Raw genomic sequence first — 14,911 nt, 5'->3', positions numbered from 1 at the left:
ATGGGCGCAAGCGCCTCGTAGGGTCGAGGCATGGCACATCGATCACACCGGCATCACCACAGCGCATCCGGCCCCGGCGGACCGGACATGGCCGCACTGCTCGACCTCGATGCGGACGTCCTGCACGCGCACCTGTCCGAGGTGGCCACCTGGCTGGCGGACCTGACCGGGGGCGTGCCCGTGCGGCGGATCCTCGACCTGGGCTGTGGCACCGGCGCCGGCACCTTCACCCTGCTCCGGCGCTTCGAGGACGCCGAGGCGATCGCCGTGGACGCCTCCCCGCAGTTGCTGCACCACCTGCGGGGCCGGGCCCGCGAGCTCGGCGTGGCGGACCGGGTGCGCACCGTCGAAGCGGATCTGGACGCGGCGTGGCCGGCCCTCGACGACGTGGACCTGGTGTGGGCGTCGGCGTCCCTGCACCACCTGGCCGATCCCGATCGCGCACTGCGCGGGGTGTTCACCGCGCTGCGCCCCGGCGGACTCCTGGCCGTGACCGAGCTGGACGGCCTCCCGCGTTTCCTGCCCGACGAACTCGGTCTCGGGCGCCCGGGACTGGAAGCACGCTGCCGCGCCACGCTGGCTCACCGGCACGCCGAGACGCTTCCGCAGCTGGGCGCCGACTGGGGGCCGCACCTGTCCCGCGCCGGTTTCACCGTCGAGACCGAACGGCCCGTCACCATCGCGCTGGAACCCCCGCTCCCCGAGTCCGCCGGCCGTTACGCCCAGGCAGTCCTGCGCCGCATGCGCGCCGGTCTCGACGGCCTGATGGGCACCGACGACCTGTCCGTACTCGACCTGCTCATCGACAACGACGGGCCGGAGAGTGTGCTGCGGCGCGACGACCTCACCGTCCGCACCGAGCGGACGGTCTGGCTGGCCCGCCGGCCGCCGGTGGCGATCTGACGCGCCCGGCCGTCAGCCACAAGTGCACTTCTCTTTTCGGCGCGACCGTCATCGCCGCCGCGACCGCCGTCCGGCGGAACGGTTTTCGGACCACCAGCCGGACGGCCTCCCTTTCCCCGTCCCCCTCCCCCCCCCGGGGGAAGGGGACCTCACGGCCAGGATTCCGATCGACCGACCGGCCGTGAAGTGACCAAGGGCCAGCGCGGCTTCCCGTACACGCCTGCCTGCTTGTGGAGCTTCCGTACCGCGACGAACTGCCGCTTCTCTCGGACGGTCGCCAGCCTGAGACGCGTGTACTTCCGGCGCCACCGCCACCCGGAGGGACGTTCAAGAAGAACGTCCGAACCCCGCACGGCGACCGCGACGGCGGGTACGCCGAAGTCCTGGTCGTAGACGATGGACTGGACGGGAACGTCCTCCGCTCTGCCGAAAACGGAGGCGTAGGAAGTCGCCCGTCGGGGCGCGGTCATGGAACCGCGCGCCGGGGCGCGTGCACTGTCCCCGTCGGATCCCGGATTTCTAGGGGGCGCCATGCCGGGACACCTCCCGCAAGGCGCTCGCCAGGCGGCGCGCTGTCGCGACGTCGCACCGGCCGAGGTCCACGAGCGCGACCGTCCCACCGGCGCAGGTCGCGATGTCGGGGCTGAGGGACGGCAGGGTGATGCCGGCGTCCCGGAGTGCGGCGGCGAGGCCGTCGCGTGCCTCCTGGGCTTCCTTGGCGACCTGCCGCCAGTCGTCTCTGCTCTGCGGCTCTTCCGTCAGCATGGGGTTACCTCCGTCAAGCGGTGGGATCGCTCGGTCACTGCCGACGCCCTTTCACGCGGCAGACGCTGCACAGGTCCGGGCCGGGCGGCGGGTGCCCCCTCAGAGCTACGACGGCCGACGATGCCCCTTTCTTTCGGAACGGGAGGGCTGATTTCTTTCGGAACGGGAGGGCTGAACCGATCAGACGGTCGCCCGCCGCCCCTGCCGCCGCTCGCTCGTTTCGTGCAACTGATCGTGACGCACTCTGGTGGACGTATCTCTGCCGTGGAACGGACAGTTGGGACGTCGGCCGGTAGCGTCGGAGAAGTCCAAAAGGGCAAGCTCAGGGGGTTGACTTGAACACCGCCTTACGGTCTGCAATGAAGAACGCGCGCCTCTCACCCCGCCAGCTCGCACACCGGGTGGGGGTATCCATGAAGCAGGTGCAACGATGGCTTGAGGACGCCGACCTGACACCGCACGCAGGGAACCGCGCGACGACCGCGAGTGCGCTGGGAGTGGACGAAGAGATGTTGTGGCCAAAAGCCGTGCAGGGACGCATAAAAACCGGGAATGATCGCGAGTTGGTGCGCAGCTACCCCTGCCGATCCGCTTGCCCGTCTCCGGTGTGGGCCGAGTTGATTGAATCAGCCGGCACGGACATTTTTCTCGCGGGATACACGAACTACTTCTTCTGGTCCCAGGTGCCACATTTTGCCGACACTCTCCGTCGAAAAGTTGAGAGCGGATGCCGAGTACGGTTTCTGCTGGGGGACCCGAGCGGCGAGATCACACACCAGCGTGAAACGGTTGAGAACGTGGCACTTTCGGTCTCCACTCGGATCAAGATCACCCTTGAGAACCTGGACCGACTCGGACCGCTCCAAGGGCTGGAGACAAGGTTTTCCGCTCCGTTGGATGCAGCGAACCACGTAAGTCTGTCCGTCTTCCGCTTCGATGACAACGCACTCGTCACGCCTCATCTCGCGCGCCTGGTCGGCCATGATTCCCCCCTCCTGCATCTCCACCGTCACGAATCCGGGGGCATGTTCGACCGTTTCGCCGAGCACATTGACGAGCTATGGGAACGGGCAGAGCCCGCACACGTCGCCACAGAGTGATTCCCCGTACCTCTCCCCCGGCAGCCGCATCCCGCACAAGGCTGCACCCCGGCACCTGCGCCCCAGCGCCGAACGGCGCGGCTGTTGGCCCCCGGCCCGAAAACAAAACGGGAAGAGGGCAGGGGGCACCCCACCCCGGAAACAAGGGGCGCGTCCCCATACATCGAGATGCAGGCACAGCGGACAGAAAAGCTCCTGATTCACGGATTCTCACAGAGAGCCCTCAGGATTCACGAAGTTCACGCCGAGCCCCGTTGCCGCCGCCCTTCCCCCACGCTGCGATGAACCCATGCAGAACGAAGGAAACGAACCCAGCACCCCCGAACTCGAACTCCGCTACCGGGGCCTGCATTTGACCGTACGAAGCATCCCCCGCACCCTCCCCGGAACTGTCCTCACCGCCGTCCTCTCCGCGCTCCCCGCCCTCGCATGGTTCATCGGCCGGCAGGGCCGTGCTGCGCCACCAGGCAACAACGCACGGCCCCGGCCCGCCCCTTGCCCACACGCCGGACACCGAAAACCGCCGCGCCCGCTGCCGCCATGGCCCATCACTCCAGAACGGTGACTCTGGAGCGTCCGTAGACGCGGGGCCGACTCCGGGGCCCGAGACCCGGACATGCCGAGCATCGGACCGTCCCCGCGGGGGCGGGGGCGACTTTGGCGTGGTGGCCTACACGACGACTGGTCACGGACCATCCCCGCAGGCGCGGGGCCGACGACGGCTCGTTCGGCACGAAGACCGTGGCCGCCTTCGCGGCGCTCCAGCGCCGGTACGGCTACAGCGGTCGCGACGCCGACAGCATCCCCGGCATGACGTCACTGACCCGTCTGGGCGTCTGGGCGTCTGGGCGTCTGGGCACAGCGCATGGCTTCACTGCCACCTCTTGAGATGGGCACACCCCATGAGCGATCCCCTTTCCCTGCCGTCTGCCTTCTGCCTTCTGCCTTCTGCCGACACCGTCCTGAAGGCCCCGGGCACGTTCGTCCGGGACCTCGCCGAGCGGATCCTCAGCACCTTCCTTCAGGCATTCATCGGCGGCATCGCGGTCGCCACATCCCTGGACGGCAGCATGTGTACGCCGCGCTGGCGGACGGTGTTGGCGCGGCCCTGGCCCTCGTCAAGGACCTCGTGGCCCGGCTCGCCGACATGCGCCATAGTGCATCCCCCGCCAAGGGCGTCTGACCTCGGGCCGAACTGAACAGCGTTGCGAGTGAAGGCGGTTGTGCCTGATGAGCTGTCGGTGGGTGAGATCGGGCGCACCGTCGTCACGCTGCGCCAAGAGGTTCAGGCGATGGGGCAGGGCATCAACACCCGGCTGGACAAGATGGTGTCGACCGAGGTCTATTCCCTCCAGTCTGCGTATACCGACAGTCTGCATACACCGATCAGCGGATCAGCGATCTGAGTCAGGAGGTGCAGAAGGAGCGGGATGCCCGCGGTGTCCTGGAGCGGGAGTTCGAGGCGCACCAGCTGGCGGATCGGGACCGGCACGAGCGCGAGCGGCAGGCCCGCCTCTACCAGATGGTCGTGCCGGTACTGATGGGACTTCTCGCGGCGGCGATCTCCGCGTGGGTCGTGGTCGCCAAGTAAAGGCTGATGAACCCTGATAGGGATGGTGGAGATGCAAGAGCTTCCCGAGGCTCGGCCGGTGACACCGCGGGTGGACGAGACAGCTGGGGACGTTGGCACTCTCGTCGACGACGGCGGGTGGATGGATCCGCTGGCAGAGCCGAGTTTGGAACCCCCGCCGCCCCTGGGCAGCCGATGGCACGCGTCGTTGGCGGGTGCCTTCCTACGGACGTCGCTCTGGAAGGGACGAGGATAGGGTCAGTGCATGGATATTCGGTTGGTTCGACCGCACCCACTCTGCTGGTCGGGGCGAGCGGAGGAGCGCACGCACGTATCCCCTATGTCCCGTTGGCCGGATTCCGTGAAAGTGCTCAAAAATCGCGTCGGCCCACGGTAAAACCGCAGGTCGCGCCTTGTGGTCCCCGCGCACGCGGGGATGGTCCCCAGATCCGCGACTTCCTGGCCGACTGCACTGGGTGGTCCCCGCGCACGCGGGGATGGTCCCCAGATCCGCGACTTCCTGGCCGACTGCACTGGGTGGTCCCCGCGCACGCGGGGATGGTCCCTCGCTGCGCAGATCGGCGGCCAGTGGAACTACGTGGTCCCCGCGCACGCGGGGATGGTCCCGGCGGCAAGCGGATTGACCTGGAGAAGGCACGGTGGTCCCCGCGCACGCGGGGATGGTCCGACGCCCCCGCCGAACAGGCCGTACTCGCTGACGTGGTCCCCGCGCACGCGGGGTTGTCCCCTGGCCTGATGGCTATCCGGCCAGTACGACTGCGCCCCGCCTCCTGCTTCGGCAGGCGGCGGGGCGTTTCGTTATGCCTCAAGACATTACCGCTGGTCGGCGGAGCCAGCGCACCATCTTGGCGTACGCCGGGGATTCGGCGAATGGCTGTCGGCCACTGTCCTGGCATCCGGCTGAGCATTCACAAGATGTTCCACGCGAGGGATGAATCCTCGCAGTGAAGTCCTGCAATCCGTCGGTCGATCTCTGCTGCGCTCGACGGTGCATGGTTGATCTTCCGGGCGTTCGTGGTGATCATGCGTAGTTCGCGTATGTCCCGCAATACCGGAAAGCCAGACCATCTGGTGACGTCAAAGCCGTAGGTGTCGGCAAACTGCTTGTAATGGGCATGGCTGTATCCGAAGCGCCGACAATGGATTTCGAGTGTCACCAGGTCCCACTCGGGCTGACCCACGGCAACGGTGTCCCAGTCGCAGAGCACGGTGTCGTCACCGTTGAACAGGGCGTTCCGATGCTGCGGGTCGCCCTGGAGTACTGCGCGAGGTAGCACGTAATCGACGGTGCTGAGTGCTTGCTCCAGGAGGTCTGCCCGTTCCGAGAGGAAGTGCTTCGTCGCCTCCGGCAGGGCCGTGATGCGCCGGATCGAGGCTCGGATGGCTGCCAGGTTGTCCAGGGCGGGGAGGGCGAGTGGCGGGGTGGGCAGCGAGTGGAGAGCGAAGAGCGGTTTGGCGATCTGAGCAGCGGAAACGTTGCGCTCTGGTTGTGGCAGGTAGGTCCAGTAGGTCACGGCGTGCCGGAGATCTCCACTGGCTGTTCTGTGACTGGGTGGAGGGGGACGGTGGGGAATCCGCGGTCCATGATCCACCGGACGAAGGCGACCGTGCGCTGCACGTTCTCGAACTTCGAGCCCCGGCGGGCAACCTTGATCACTACGGGGGCAGTTGCGAGGCGTACGACAGCATTGGTGTGGCCGCGCAGAAGCTGTGCGCCGGTTGCGTCCAGCTCAACGGCGGAACATGCGCGGTTGAGGACGTGGTGCAGTTCGGCGATTTCGAACCCACCGTGCGTAGGTGCGGGTGCAGTCATGTTGTCAAGGCTACGGACGTGCAGCCGAGTTCACGGTGAGCTCGGGGGCAGCTCCAGGATCTCGCGTAATTCTTTCGCGGCAGGCGTGGCCTTGTTCGCGCCGGGAAGTTCCTCGATGACGCGTCGTGCTCGGGCTCCCAGGATGGGTGTGCGGTGTGCTTCAGGCACGCACAGGTACGTCGTGGCGGCGAGCTGGCACGCTTCGGTCGCGCTGCGATCGTGGGCAAGGCAGAGTGCGGCTTCCAGTTGGAGCAGGGCCGGATCAATACCCGTGTGTTTGGGGTAGAGCGCGAGTGCCTCGTCCTGGATCTTGCGTGCTTGGGAGCTTCGGCCCATGGCTGTGAACGTGCCGCTGAGATAGAGCAGGAAGCGCCGTTGCGGGAAGGCGAACGCGTCGTTCGCCGAGTCGGCGGGGAGCTTTTCGAAGAGCGCACAGGCGTCTCGGATGCGTGCGTCGGCGACAGCTGAATTCCCTTGCTGGGCGAGAGCGCGTGCTTCCGCCATAGCAGCGAAGGCCGCGGTGGGCGACGGCTTGCTTCGGGTCATTATGCGGGCTTCCCGGGTGAGGGTGATGGCCGATTCCAAAGGGCCGTAGTAGTACGGCAGCATCGCGGCCTGCGCACGTACACGTGCCCGCAGATCAAGGTTGCCGCTCTCATCTGAGGCATGTTTGGCAGTGCTGTACCACGAGCGCGAACGCCTTAGGTCTCCGAGTTTCATCAAAGAATCGGCAATGAGGGTGGCCAGCACGGCAGTCATCGCTGCCAGACGCACTTGGACCGACGCCGGCTGCCGTTCTTGAGCCAAGTCCTCCACTTCTTGGATATCGAACAGCAACTGTTTGAGCATGGGTGCGGGCGCCGAGTGGACATATTTCTGCCGAGTCAGCAAGAGGCGCTCCTCCATGAGGTCCAACTGCCCGTGACTGACGCTTCCGGCTGCCAGGGTCCGGTCCACGCAGCGACGCACGGAATCGACTTGGTCGGAGGAGTGGCCGACTCCTGCGATGTCGTCAAGAAGTGGCGGGGCATGGTCCGGCCGGGCTACTGAAGCCGCGCTGCGGGGCACACCGGCTTCTGCCAGGCCCAGGTCGCTGGGTGCGCACATGTAGTACTCGCACAGAAGCGCGACCATCGCAGTGCGTGGCACCCGGGTGCCCTTTTCCCACAACCTGAGCTGGTTCGCTTCGGCACGAAGGCGGTCTGGGTCGTGGCGTGCTCCAAGTTTTCGTAGATCCTCGCCAGCCCGCTTCAGCGTCAGGCCCCGCGCGAGCCGATGGGCCCGCAACCGGCTGACGGCACAGCACGAGTGAATATCCGCAGCGATCTGCACCACAGGGCATCCCTGACCTATGCCTCGCTCGCGGATACGTCGAGCACAAGAAGGGCTGTGTACATCTAATTCTTCAGCCACGTCGAGTACCTCCTGAGGCCGATGATGGCCGCACACCGGTGGATGGGACAGCAGGCGACCGCATCAACCGACGCTTTCCGTCGGTTTCTTGCACGCGGTCATCAACTGGAAGGCCACAAACGTCGGTTCTAACTGAAGCGTCGGTTGAGCGAACCCTCTATGACAGCGATTGTTGCGTCCCACGAACGCGAGGCCCATTCCATAGAAGCAGGAGATGTGCCATGCCCTCCATGCACGTCACCCGGAACGATGTGATCGTGACTGCCACGGTGGTAGCGCCGCCAACGCCCGTCGTTGGCGAGCCCGCGGTGGACCGCTCCCCGGAGACGGTACGCCGCAAGCGGGTCGTCCTCTACGCGAATGTCGCCGAAGCCGACCAGGCGCCGCCGGTCATGGGTGAGTTGCGCGAGTACGCCACGGCGCGGCTGTGGACCGTCGTCCGGTCCATCCACGACGTCGGCCCCGTCGGCCGCCACCGTCGGCAGCGCCCGGGGTGGTTCACGGTCTCCGAGATCCTGCGCAAGGACGGCGCCGACGGGGTCGTGGCTCCGTCCGTCGCGCACATCGCCGCGACGCCCGGCGAGCAGGGGGAGTTCGCCGCGTGGGCCGTATCGGTAGGAGCGAGCACCGAGTACCTCACCGACGACAGCAAGGCCGGCACCTCGACCGCGGATGACCCGCAGGAGGGTGTGCGGTGAGCGCCGACGTGAGCGTCGACCTCTCCGTGGCCGCCCGTACCGTGCACCTCGCCCGGGTGCGCGGCAAGAGCGGTCAGGTGTGGGACGACGAGGCGCAGACGCTGATCCACATGGTCGAGGAGACGCTGCGCGGTGACGTGCTTCCTGTCTCCGAGCAGCGCGCCGACCGCCTCAACCGTGGCAGTCAGGAGTGGTCCCTCTTCGCGACGGCGATCAGCAGCGCCCGTCACTGCCTGGACGACCAGACCTGGACGAGGCCGGCCGCGCACCTTCACCACCTCGTCGTCTGCACCGTCCACCTCCTGCATCAGATGGACGTGCCGGTATGAATCACGCGAAGCTGCCGACGCCTCGGCGCGAACCGGGCGCGCTCTCACCGCCGCCCGAGGCCGCGCCGCACCCCGGAGAGCCGGAGCGGGTGCGGGGGCGGGTGCGGGGGCGGGTGCGGGGGCGGGTGCGGGGGCGGGTGCGGGGGCGGGTGCGGGGGCGGGGGCGGGTGTGGGTTGCCCCCGCCGGGCCTGCCGCCCCGCCAACACCACACCACCACCCCCGAGAACGGCGTGGTGCCCGAGACCACCGAGCAGACCCTCGACCGGGCCCGCCCACTGTGGAAGGGCCACCCGTGAGCGAACGCCTGGCCGTGATCGCCCTGGTCGTCCTCATCGCGCTCGGCGTCGTCACCCTGACGCTGGCATCGACACCCGCCCGCATCTGAACCGCCTTCCCACCGCCCCTGACCGGTCACCTCCCGGCGCGCCCAACCCCGCCGCGCCGGGAGGTGACCTCAGACGGGCTCCTCCGTCTTAGCCAAGGCCACCGTGAGGTGTCGCGCGCCCCGGCCCGCGCAGGCCCAAGGCGCCCGACTCCCGCACCGAATCGCAGATCTCCCGTACCGAATCGCAGATGGAAAGGAAGTTCCACGTGTTCATCGACATCCCGAGCGAACTCGAAGCCGCTCTGATCGGCCTTCCTCTCCCGACGTGGGAGCTGGACGGTTCGTTCGTGGCGAAGGCCACCATGGAGCGGTACCGGATCGAGCTGGCGGCCACCCCGCGGTTCGAGGAGACCACTGCGACGCTGCGCCACGCGCTGACCGGGAAGGGCGGCGGATACGCCGTGCTGCGCCTGGGGAACCTCGCGAAGGCGCTGGGGAGTGACGACCGGTTCCTGCGGCTGGCGACGGGCTTCGCGGCCGGGGTGGCGGTCCCCTTCTCGCCCTTCCCGCGGTGGCCCCTGTGGAAGGACATCGGGGTCAAGGTCGACAAGGACCCCGGCAAGTCCAGCGGCATCGGGTACAACGCCTTCCACATGGACCTGGTGAACGCCGGCCTGCCCCCGGACTACACCACGCTCCTGTGCGTTCGACCCGACCCGCTCGGCGGCGGCCCCAGCATCCTCTCCGACGCCCACGCGGCGGTGGCGCGGCTGTCGGAGAACTGCCGCGCCCTGCTGGCCGAGTCGGCCTACCACTACGGGACCTTCTTCGACCTGTTCGGCGTGGGCGAGGAGTACAAGCCGTTCCCGATCCTGGACGGCGAGCCGGGCGAGGGGTTCGTCCGGTTCACGGCCAAGATGCTGGCGAGGTCCGAGCTTGGTCAGGCGCACGCCGACGCCGCCAGGGAGCTCGCCGAGGAGCTGGTCCGGGGGCAGGTCTCCTTCATGCTCCAGCCCGGGGACTACCTCATCGTGAACCAGCGCCGCTTCCTGCACGGTCGGGAGGCGCTCCACAGCGGTCAGGAGAACGTCCCGGTCTCCGACCGGCGGCTGCTCCTCCAGTTGTTCCTGCGCGCGGGGACCGGCGACGGCTCGGCCGAGTAGTCGGCCGACGGCACCATGACCCACCGAGTCCCGTCCCCGGGTCCAGCTCCCGAGCACGCGGCACGGCCACGGGGCGGGGCCCGGTCGGGCACCCCCGGAAACGGTCGTGCACCGGACTCCCCGGGCCTGTGCACGGAGTCAGATGCGCGAGTTGCGCAGCGACTGCCACACAGCGCCGGCCAGCGCCCGCGTCGCCCGCGGGACCGACAGATGCTCGTGCTCGCGGTACAGGGCCCAGTTGTACTGCACGAGCGACAGCTTGTTGGAGGACAGCGATCCCGCCTGGTGGGCCCTGTACACCGCAAGCGGCTCGGGCAGGCCCCGGGCGTCAGCGCCGTCCCGCATGATCGACAGCCAGAGGGCGTAGTCCTGGCGCTTGCGCATCTCCGGCATCAGCCTCGTGCCCAGGACATCGCGGTCGTACATGGCGGTGAGAGCACCGATGTGGTCCTGGACCAGCATCGCGCGGTAGTCCACGTGGTCCCGCGCACGGATCACCCGCCCGTTCGGGACCCAGTCGGTGCTCTCGCCGTTGTAGTCGGCGTCCATCTTGAAGTACGAGGTGAACGTCAATGGCGCAGTGCCCTCCGCGGCGAAGGCGAGCTGCTTCTCGGTCTTCTCCGGAAGCCACATGTCGTCGCTGTCGAGAAAGGCGATGTAGTCCCCGCGGGCCCGCTCGATCGCGAGGTTGCGGGCCCGGCCCGCACCGCCCCGTTCGGGTGCCGACTCCGGCAGGACGCGCGCGTCCTGCTCGGCGAACTCGCGGAGCAGGTCCATGGAGCCATCGGAGGACTGATCGTCGGTGACCAGCAGCTCCAGGTCGCTGTGGGTCTGCGTGAGCACCGATCGGACGGCTGCGCCGAGGGTGGCTGCCGAGTTGTACACGGGCATCACGACAGACACCAGGGGCACAGCGCTTCTCCTTGCCAGACCAGGAACGACGGTCCATTCAAGCACCGCGATCGAGTAGGAGCTGCCATGCAGATAGTTGTCGCTGGTCAGGGCTACGTAGGGCTTCCGCTGGCCGTACGCGCCGCAGAGGTGGGTCACCGTGTCGTCGGCTACGACGTGGACCCGCACCGCGTTCAGCAGCTCGCCGCCGGCCAGTCCTACGTGGCGGACGTGGACTCCTCGCGGCTGCGCGCAGTGCTGGGCTCCGGGGTCTACTCCGCGACCGCCGACGCTGCCGCGCTGGCCGGCTTCGACGTCGCGGTGATCACCGTGCCGACCCCGCTGCGGGACGGCGTGCCCGACCTGACTTACATCGAGTCCTGCGCCCGGACGCTGGGCGAGCACCTTCGCCCCGGTGCGACGGTGGTCCTGGAGTCCACGTCCTATCCCGGCACCACCGAGGAGCTGCTGCTGCCGATCCTGGAAGAGGTATCGGGCCTCAAAAGCGGGGTGGACTTCCTGGCCGGATTCAGTCCCGAACGCATCGCCCCGGGGAACAAGAAGTGGTCGTTCGACGGGACGCCGAAGTTGGTGTCCGGAATCGACGCCAAATCACTCGATGTGATCAAGGGTTTCTACGATGGCATCTTTCAGACCACGGTTCCGGTGTCCGGGACCAAGGTCGCCGAGCTGGCCAAGCTGATCGAGAACACCTTCCGGTTCGTCAACATCTCCATGGTCAACGAGCTGGCGATGCTGGCCGCTTCCCTCGGCGTGAACATCTGGGAGGCGATCGACGCCGCCGCGACCAAGCCCTTCGGATTCACGCGGTTCACCCCCGGACCGGGTGTCGGCGGGCACTGCCTGCCCGTTGACCCGATGTTCCTCTCGTGGAAGGTCCAGCAGGAGCTTGGCGTCCCTTTCCGATTCGCGGAACTCGCCGACGACGTGAACCGGCACATGCCCGACTACGTCGTCCGGCGTCTCGTGGAAGCACTCGACAAGCGCGGCATGCCCGTCAGGGGATCTCGGATTCTGCTGCTCGGCCTGACCTACAAGTACAACGCCACCGACCTTCGCAATTCCCCTTCGGCACGTGTCGCCGAACTTCTCATCGACCTCGGCGCCGAGGTCCGCGGCGCCGAACCCAACATCCCGGACGGCGACGACACCAAGCTGAACGTGCCCCGGGTCGATGCGACCCCGGACGAAGTAGCCGCTGCTGATGCAGTGGTTCTTCTCATGGATCACCCACGATTCGACCTCCCGATGATCGAGAAATGCGCAACCTATGTTCTCGACTGCCGGAACCGCCTTTCCGGAGTGAACATCGAGACTCTTTAGCTCGAAATGGTCCCCGGCCCCGCTGCCAGTCCTCCATTCCCGGGAGTTTTCTTGCGCGACGAATGGGAACACGCTCACACGGACTACACCATGCCCGTGCAGCGTCGCCTTCCTGCCTCGCTGGCCGAAAGCGAGAGTGACTGGCGCCACTACCTGGAATGCTCAACCCCCAACGGCTGGCTGATACAGAACAACGCCATGACCGAAGCGCTCGTCAGCGGAAAGCCGATGTACCTGCTGCACACCACCAAGGACATCGACGCCATCCGCATCAGCCGGCAGTTGCACGTCTCCACCGGATGCCTGGTCGGGGCCCTGTACTGCTCGCCTCTCGTCAATCAGCGTGAGGGACTGCGCCCACACAACCTCGGCGCCTACCTGATGCGGACGAAGCCTTCCACCAGGCCCATGGTCTTCGAGGTCATCCCGGACGCCCCGATCCGGCCCAAGGGCGTCGACTACCTGCATCTCGGTGCCATCCATCTGCGTACCTACGAGCGCTACCAGAGCTTCCTCACCCCGGCCGAGAACGACCAGCTCGACCACGCCGTGCTGACCGGGCTGCGTGCCGCGGCCGTGTTCCTGGACGTCGCCCTGCGCAACGCCGCCGGCCGTGCCACTCCGGCACCCGAGTTCATCGACCAGTTGTCCGACGCCGTGGCCCACGTGCCGTTCCTCGGCTACCTGTACTTCGAGGTGCTGTCCGAATACCTGATGCTCCACTCCGTTACTCCGGAGACCAAGACCTATGCCCAGGCGGGAGAGCTGAACAACTGGCTCTACAAACGACTCGCCTTCGCCGCTGTGGACGGCATGGACCAGTTGTTCGACCTGGCCCGTTTCCATCCGCGGTATCACCGGCTCGTCCAGCTCATCGAAGGCATGGAACCAGCTCTCGGCCCGGGAGTCGCCGAGTACGTCCGGCGACGACTGTCCCACCTGTTCGCCCGGACCGCGCTGCACCCGTCCCAGGATGCGGCGTCGGTCACCTTCCTGGGCGCTGATCTCAGCACGCTCCGGAACGTCGCGCCCGGACTGATCGGCCAGATGGTCTTCCGCGAGATCCGGTGTATGCCGCGCTACCAGCAGCTCTACCACTGCTTCGAGAAAGCCAAGGCTCTTGAGGCATGGGATTACTGGAACAGCGAGGGAATACCCACGCCCTTCAACGGAACCCTCCCCAAGGGAGAGATAGGGATAAATCCCGTCTACCCCAGGTCGGCAGTCAGAGTATGGACGGCAGAACAGGACAGTAAGGGCTCCTTACATCCGGTCGAGGAGGTCTCGGCCGTCTTCACGCCACACCTGGCGTCGTGGTGGGCGCCACCTCGTCAGCGCGAGAGGCGGATTGCTACCGCTGACTCACGAGTCGAGGTGGCCCTGAGAGCCCGGTCTCCGATTCCCGCCCAACGGGCATCCATTGACGGGATCTCCGCATGACCTCCAAACTCCTGAACATCCTGACGGGCATCAACCGCGCCTCCGAGCCTTCGTCCGGGAGCCTGATCCTTGTCAACGATCTCTACGGAGCGATGCCTGATATCCACACGACCTTCCTGGGCAGAGCACCGGTCGATCAAGCTTGGGAGGCAGCGTTTGATCAGCTGATCACCCTCTCCACGACGAAACGCCCTCAGGGCCCCGACTTCGACCCGTACGTTGATGAGCTGACGCGTGAGGTCGGTGCGCTCATCGAGAAGATCCAGCCGCATGCCATTCACGCCCAGTACCTCGGGTTCACTCTCAGCCTGGCCTTCACCCGAACCGCCGGCAACATCCCGACCATCGCCATCGCCCACGGCCCCGACGTGATGGTGGCCGAGCGCAGCGCATCGGAACGCGAGGCCATGAATGAAGTTGCTGCCGCAAGCGCCGCGATCGTCGCCCCGACCGCCGCCCTCGCCGACCGCATCGACCGTCTCACCGGACGCCGATTCGCCGATCGGCTCACCGTCATCCCGTGGGGTATCCGTTTGCGCGATGCCCGGGTGCGCGATCAGCCGCCTCCTGGAACCGGACCCCTGTCTCTGGTGCACGCCGGGCGTCTGGACGACAACAAATCCACGATCACCGCCGTCGAAGCCCTCGCTTTGACCGATCAGCCGCACCACTTGACCGTGATCGGCAAAGGACCCCTGCGGGAGCATCTGGAACAGCGGGCTCTCGAACTCGGGCTGCGGGACCGGGTTCGTTTTGATCCGTTCCTGCCCCGCGCCGAACTGTGGCGCCGCCTGCCGAACTTCGACGCCTTCGTCTTCACAACCAGAGGCATGGAGGCTTTCGGGCTCGTCCTCATTGAGGCCCAAGCCCACGGACTCCCGGTCGCCTACTCCGATCTTCCCGGTGTGAGGAAAATCCTCGGGGGCGCCGGCGTTGCCTACCCCCCTGGCGACCCACGCTCGCTGGCCGTGGCCCTGGACGAGATGGGCCGGGACTTCCACCGCCGCAAAGCCCTGACCAAGGCGGCTCTCAATAACGCGCGTCGATACGACATCACTACCACCGGCCGCCGGCTTCGCGAACTGACACTCCGCGTTACCTCCTGATGCGAGGGACCACGGACGCCGATCTAAGG

General features: G+C 67.1%; 17 protein-coding genes and 1 CRISPR repeat array. Of the genes, 11 read left to right on the top strand and 6 right to left on the bottom strand.

Going from position 1 to position 14,911, the window contains the following annotated elements:
- Positions 1 to 30 precede the first annotated feature (30 nt).
- On the top strand, positions 31 to 903 hold the full coding sequence (locus ACLJWH_RS28860; protein ID WP_411144710.1) for a class I SAM-dependent methyltransferase: 873 nt from the start codon (positions 31 to 33) through the stop codon (positions 901 to 903).
- 519 nt (positions 904 to 1,422) lie between these two features.
- Here ACLJWH_RS28860 and ACLJWH_RS28855 read toward each other — a convergent pair.
- On the bottom strand, positions 1,423 to 1,668 hold the full coding sequence (locus tag ACLJWH_RS28855; protein ID WP_411144709.1) for a hypothetical protein: 246 nt from the start codon (positions 1,666 to 1,668) through the stop codon (positions 1,423 to 1,425).
- A 509-nt stretch (positions 1,669 to 2,177) separates the two neighbouring features.
- Here ACLJWH_RS28855 and ACLJWH_RS28850 point away from each other — a divergent pair.
- Positions 2,178 to 2,768, top strand: coding sequence for an XRE family transcriptional regulator (locus ACLJWH_RS28850; protein WP_411144797.1), 591 nt, complete (start codon positions 2,178 to 2,180; stop codon positions 2,766 to 2,768).
- A gap of 1,021 nt (positions 2,769 to 3,789) precedes the next feature.
- Here ACLJWH_RS28850 and ACLJWH_RS28845 read toward each other — a convergent pair.
- Entirely contained in the window at positions 3,790 to 3,924 is a 135-nt protein-coding gene (locus ACLJWH_RS28845) for a hypothetical protein (protein ID WP_411144708.1), read from the bottom strand.
- A 67-nt stretch (positions 3,925 to 3,991) separates the two neighbouring features.
- On the opposite strand from ACLJWH_RS28845, the gene ACLJWH_RS28840 reads away from it, so the two are divergent.
- Positions 3,992 to 4,174 (top strand): hypothetical protein, encoded by a 183-nt coding sequence (locus ACLJWH_RS28840; RefSeq protein WP_411144707.1) that lies wholly within the window; start codon positions 3,992 to 3,994, stop codon positions 4,172 to 4,174.
- 8 nt (positions 4,175 to 4,182) lie between these two features.
- Positions 4,183 to 4,359, top strand: a complete 177-nt coding sequence (locus ACLJWH_RS28835; RefSeq protein WP_411144706.1) for a hypothetical protein — start codon at positions 4,183 to 4,185, stop codon at positions 4,357 to 4,359.
- Between the two features lie 394 nt (positions 4,360 to 4,753).
- Positions 4,754 to 5,086: direct repeats of the CRISPR family, unit length 28 nt; unit sequence GTGGTCCCCGCGCACGCGGGGATGGTCC.
- 181 nt (positions 5,087 to 5,267) lie between these two features.
- Here ACLJWH_RS28835 and ACLJWH_RS28830 read toward each other — a convergent pair.
- Genes ACLJWH_RS28830 through ACLJWH_RS28820 form a run of 3 tightly spaced genes read right to left on the bottom strand, consistent with a single transcriptional unit; the run spans position 5,268 to position 7,507 of the window.
- On the bottom strand, positions 5,268 to 5,873 hold the full coding sequence (locus tag ACLJWH_RS28830; RefSeq protein ID WP_411144705.1) for a phosphotransferase family protein: 606 nt from the start codon (positions 5,871 to 5,873) through the stop codon (positions 5,268 to 5,270).
- Positions 5,870 to 6,172, bottom strand: a complete 303-nt coding sequence (locus ACLJWH_RS28825; protein WP_411144704.1) for a hypothetical protein — start codon at positions 6,170 to 6,172, stop codon at positions 5,870 to 5,872. The genes ACLJWH_RS28830 and ACLJWH_RS28825 overlap by 4 nt, the downstream gene beginning before the upstream one ends.
- 30 nt (positions 6,173 to 6,202) lie before the next feature.
- Entirely contained in the window at positions 6,203 to 7,507 is a 1,305-nt protein-coding gene (locus tag ACLJWH_RS28820; RefSeq protein ID WP_411144703.1) for an XRE family transcriptional regulator, read from the bottom strand.
- 299 nt (positions 7,508 to 7,806) lie between these two features.
- Here ACLJWH_RS28820 and ACLJWH_RS28815 point away from each other — a divergent pair, with 299 nt between their 5' ends.
- The 4 genes from ACLJWH_RS28815 (at position 7,807) to ACLJWH_RS28800 (ending at position 10,101) form a co-directional block, all read left to right on the top strand.
- Positions 7,807 to 8,283: a hypothetical protein gene (locus tag ACLJWH_RS28815; RefSeq protein ID WP_411144702.1), complete on the top strand. Its 477-nt coding sequence runs from the start codon at positions 7,807 to 7,809 to the stop codon at positions 8,281 to 8,283.
- Complete coding sequence (locus ACLJWH_RS28810) at positions 8,280 to 8,612, top strand: hypothetical protein (RefSeq protein ID WP_411144701.1); 333 nt, start codon at positions 8,280 to 8,282, stop codon at positions 8,610 to 8,612. The genes ACLJWH_RS28815 and ACLJWH_RS28810 overlap by 4 nt, the downstream gene beginning before the upstream one ends.
- Positions 8,613 to 8,786: 174 nt before the next feature.
- Positions 8,787 to 8,909, top strand: coding sequence for a hypothetical protein (locus tag ACLJWH_RS28805; RefSeq protein ID WP_411144700.1), 123 nt, complete (start codon positions 8,787 to 8,789; stop codon positions 8,907 to 8,909).
- A 277-nt stretch (positions 8,910 to 9,186) separates the two neighbouring features.
- Positions 9,187 to 10,101 (top strand): TauD/TfdA family dioxygenase, encoded by a 915-nt coding sequence (locus tag ACLJWH_RS28800; protein WP_411144699.1) that lies wholly within the window; start codon positions 9,187 to 9,189, stop codon positions 10,099 to 10,101.
- A gap of 138 nt (positions 10,102 to 10,239) precedes the next feature.
- On the opposite strand, the gene ACLJWH_RS28795 is transcribed toward ACLJWH_RS28800, so the two are convergent.
- Positions 10,240 to 11,013, bottom strand: coding sequence for a glycosyltransferase family 2 protein (locus ACLJWH_RS28795; RefSeq protein WP_411144698.1), 774 nt, complete (start codon positions 11,011 to 11,013; stop codon positions 10,240 to 10,242).
- Positions 11,014 to 11,079: 66 nt separating this feature from the next.
- On the opposite strand from ACLJWH_RS28795, the gene ACLJWH_RS28790 reads away from it, so the two are divergent.
- The 3 genes from ACLJWH_RS28790 (at position 11,080) to ACLJWH_RS28780 (ending at position 14,882) form a co-directional block, all read left to right on the top strand.
- The gene (locus tag ACLJWH_RS28790) at positions 11,080 to 12,336 is read left to right on the top strand and encodes a nucleotide sugar dehydrogenase (RefSeq protein WP_411144697.1); all 1,257 of its coding nucleotides are present in this window, start codon (positions 11,080 to 11,082) and stop codon (positions 12,334 to 12,336) included.
- Positions 12,337 to 12,426: 90 nt separating this feature from the next.
- Entirely contained in the window at positions 12,427 to 13,776 is a 1,350-nt protein-coding gene (locus ACLJWH_RS28785; protein ID WP_411144696.1) for a hypothetical protein, read from the top strand.
- A complete protein-coding gene (locus tag ACLJWH_RS28780; protein WP_411144695.1) occupies positions 13,773 to 14,882 on the top strand; it encodes a glycosyltransferase family 4 protein in 1,110 nt (369 codons plus the stop codon). The genes ACLJWH_RS28785 and ACLJWH_RS28780 overlap by 4 nt, the downstream gene beginning before the upstream one ends.
- Positions 14,883 to 14,911: the final 29 nt, after the last annotated feature.

The sequence above is a fragment of the Streptomyces sp. x-80 genome (assembly GCF_046549095.1).
Lineage (GTDB): Bacteria > Actinomycetota > Actinomycetes > Streptomycetales > Streptomycetaceae > Streptomyces > Streptomyces celluloflavus.
The sequence above is the reverse complement of the archived record's forward strand: the minus strand, read 5'-3'. Positions and strand labels throughout refer to the sequence as shown.

Coding starts and splice junctions, on each gene's coding strand:
- ACLJWH_RS28850 (WP_411144797.1), top strand. CDS start 2,178: ATGTTGTGGCCAAAAGCCGTGCAGGGACGCATAAAAACCGGGAATGAT.
- ACLJWH_RS28815 (WP_411144702.1), top strand. CDS start 7,807: ATGCCCTCCATGCACGTCACCCGGAACGATGTGATCGTGACTGCCACG.
- ACLJWH_RS28785 (WP_411144696.1), top strand. CDS start 12,427: ATGCCCGTGCAGCGTCGCCTTCCTGCCTCGCTGGCCGAAAGCGAGAGT.
- ACLJWH_RS28800 (WP_411144699.1), top strand. CDS start 9,187: ATGGAAAGGAAGTTCCACGTGTTCATCGACATCCCGAGCGAACTCGAA.
- ACLJWH_RS28845 (WP_411144708.1), bottom strand. CDS start 3,924: ATGGCGCATGTCGGCGAGCCGGGCCACGAGGTCCTTGACGAGGGCCAG.
- ACLJWH_RS28780 (WP_411144695.1), top strand. CDS start 13,773: ATGACCTCCAAACTCCTGAACATCCTGACGGGCATCAACCGCGCCTCC.
- ACLJWH_RS28860 (WP_411144710.1), top strand. CDS start 31: ATGGCACATCGATCACACCGGCATCACCACAGCGCATCCGGCCCCGGC.
- ACLJWH_RS28790 (WP_411144697.1), top strand. CDS start 11,080: ATGCAGATAGTTGTCGCTGGTCAGGGCTACGTAGGGCTTCCGCTGGCC.
- ACLJWH_RS28855 (WP_411144709.1), bottom strand. CDS start 1,668: ATGCTGACGGAAGAGCCGCAGAGCAGAGACGACTGGCGGCAGGTCGCC.
- ACLJWH_RS28825 (WP_411144704.1), bottom strand. CDS start 6,172: ATGACTGCACCCGCACCTACGCACGGTGGGTTCGAAATCGCCGAACTG.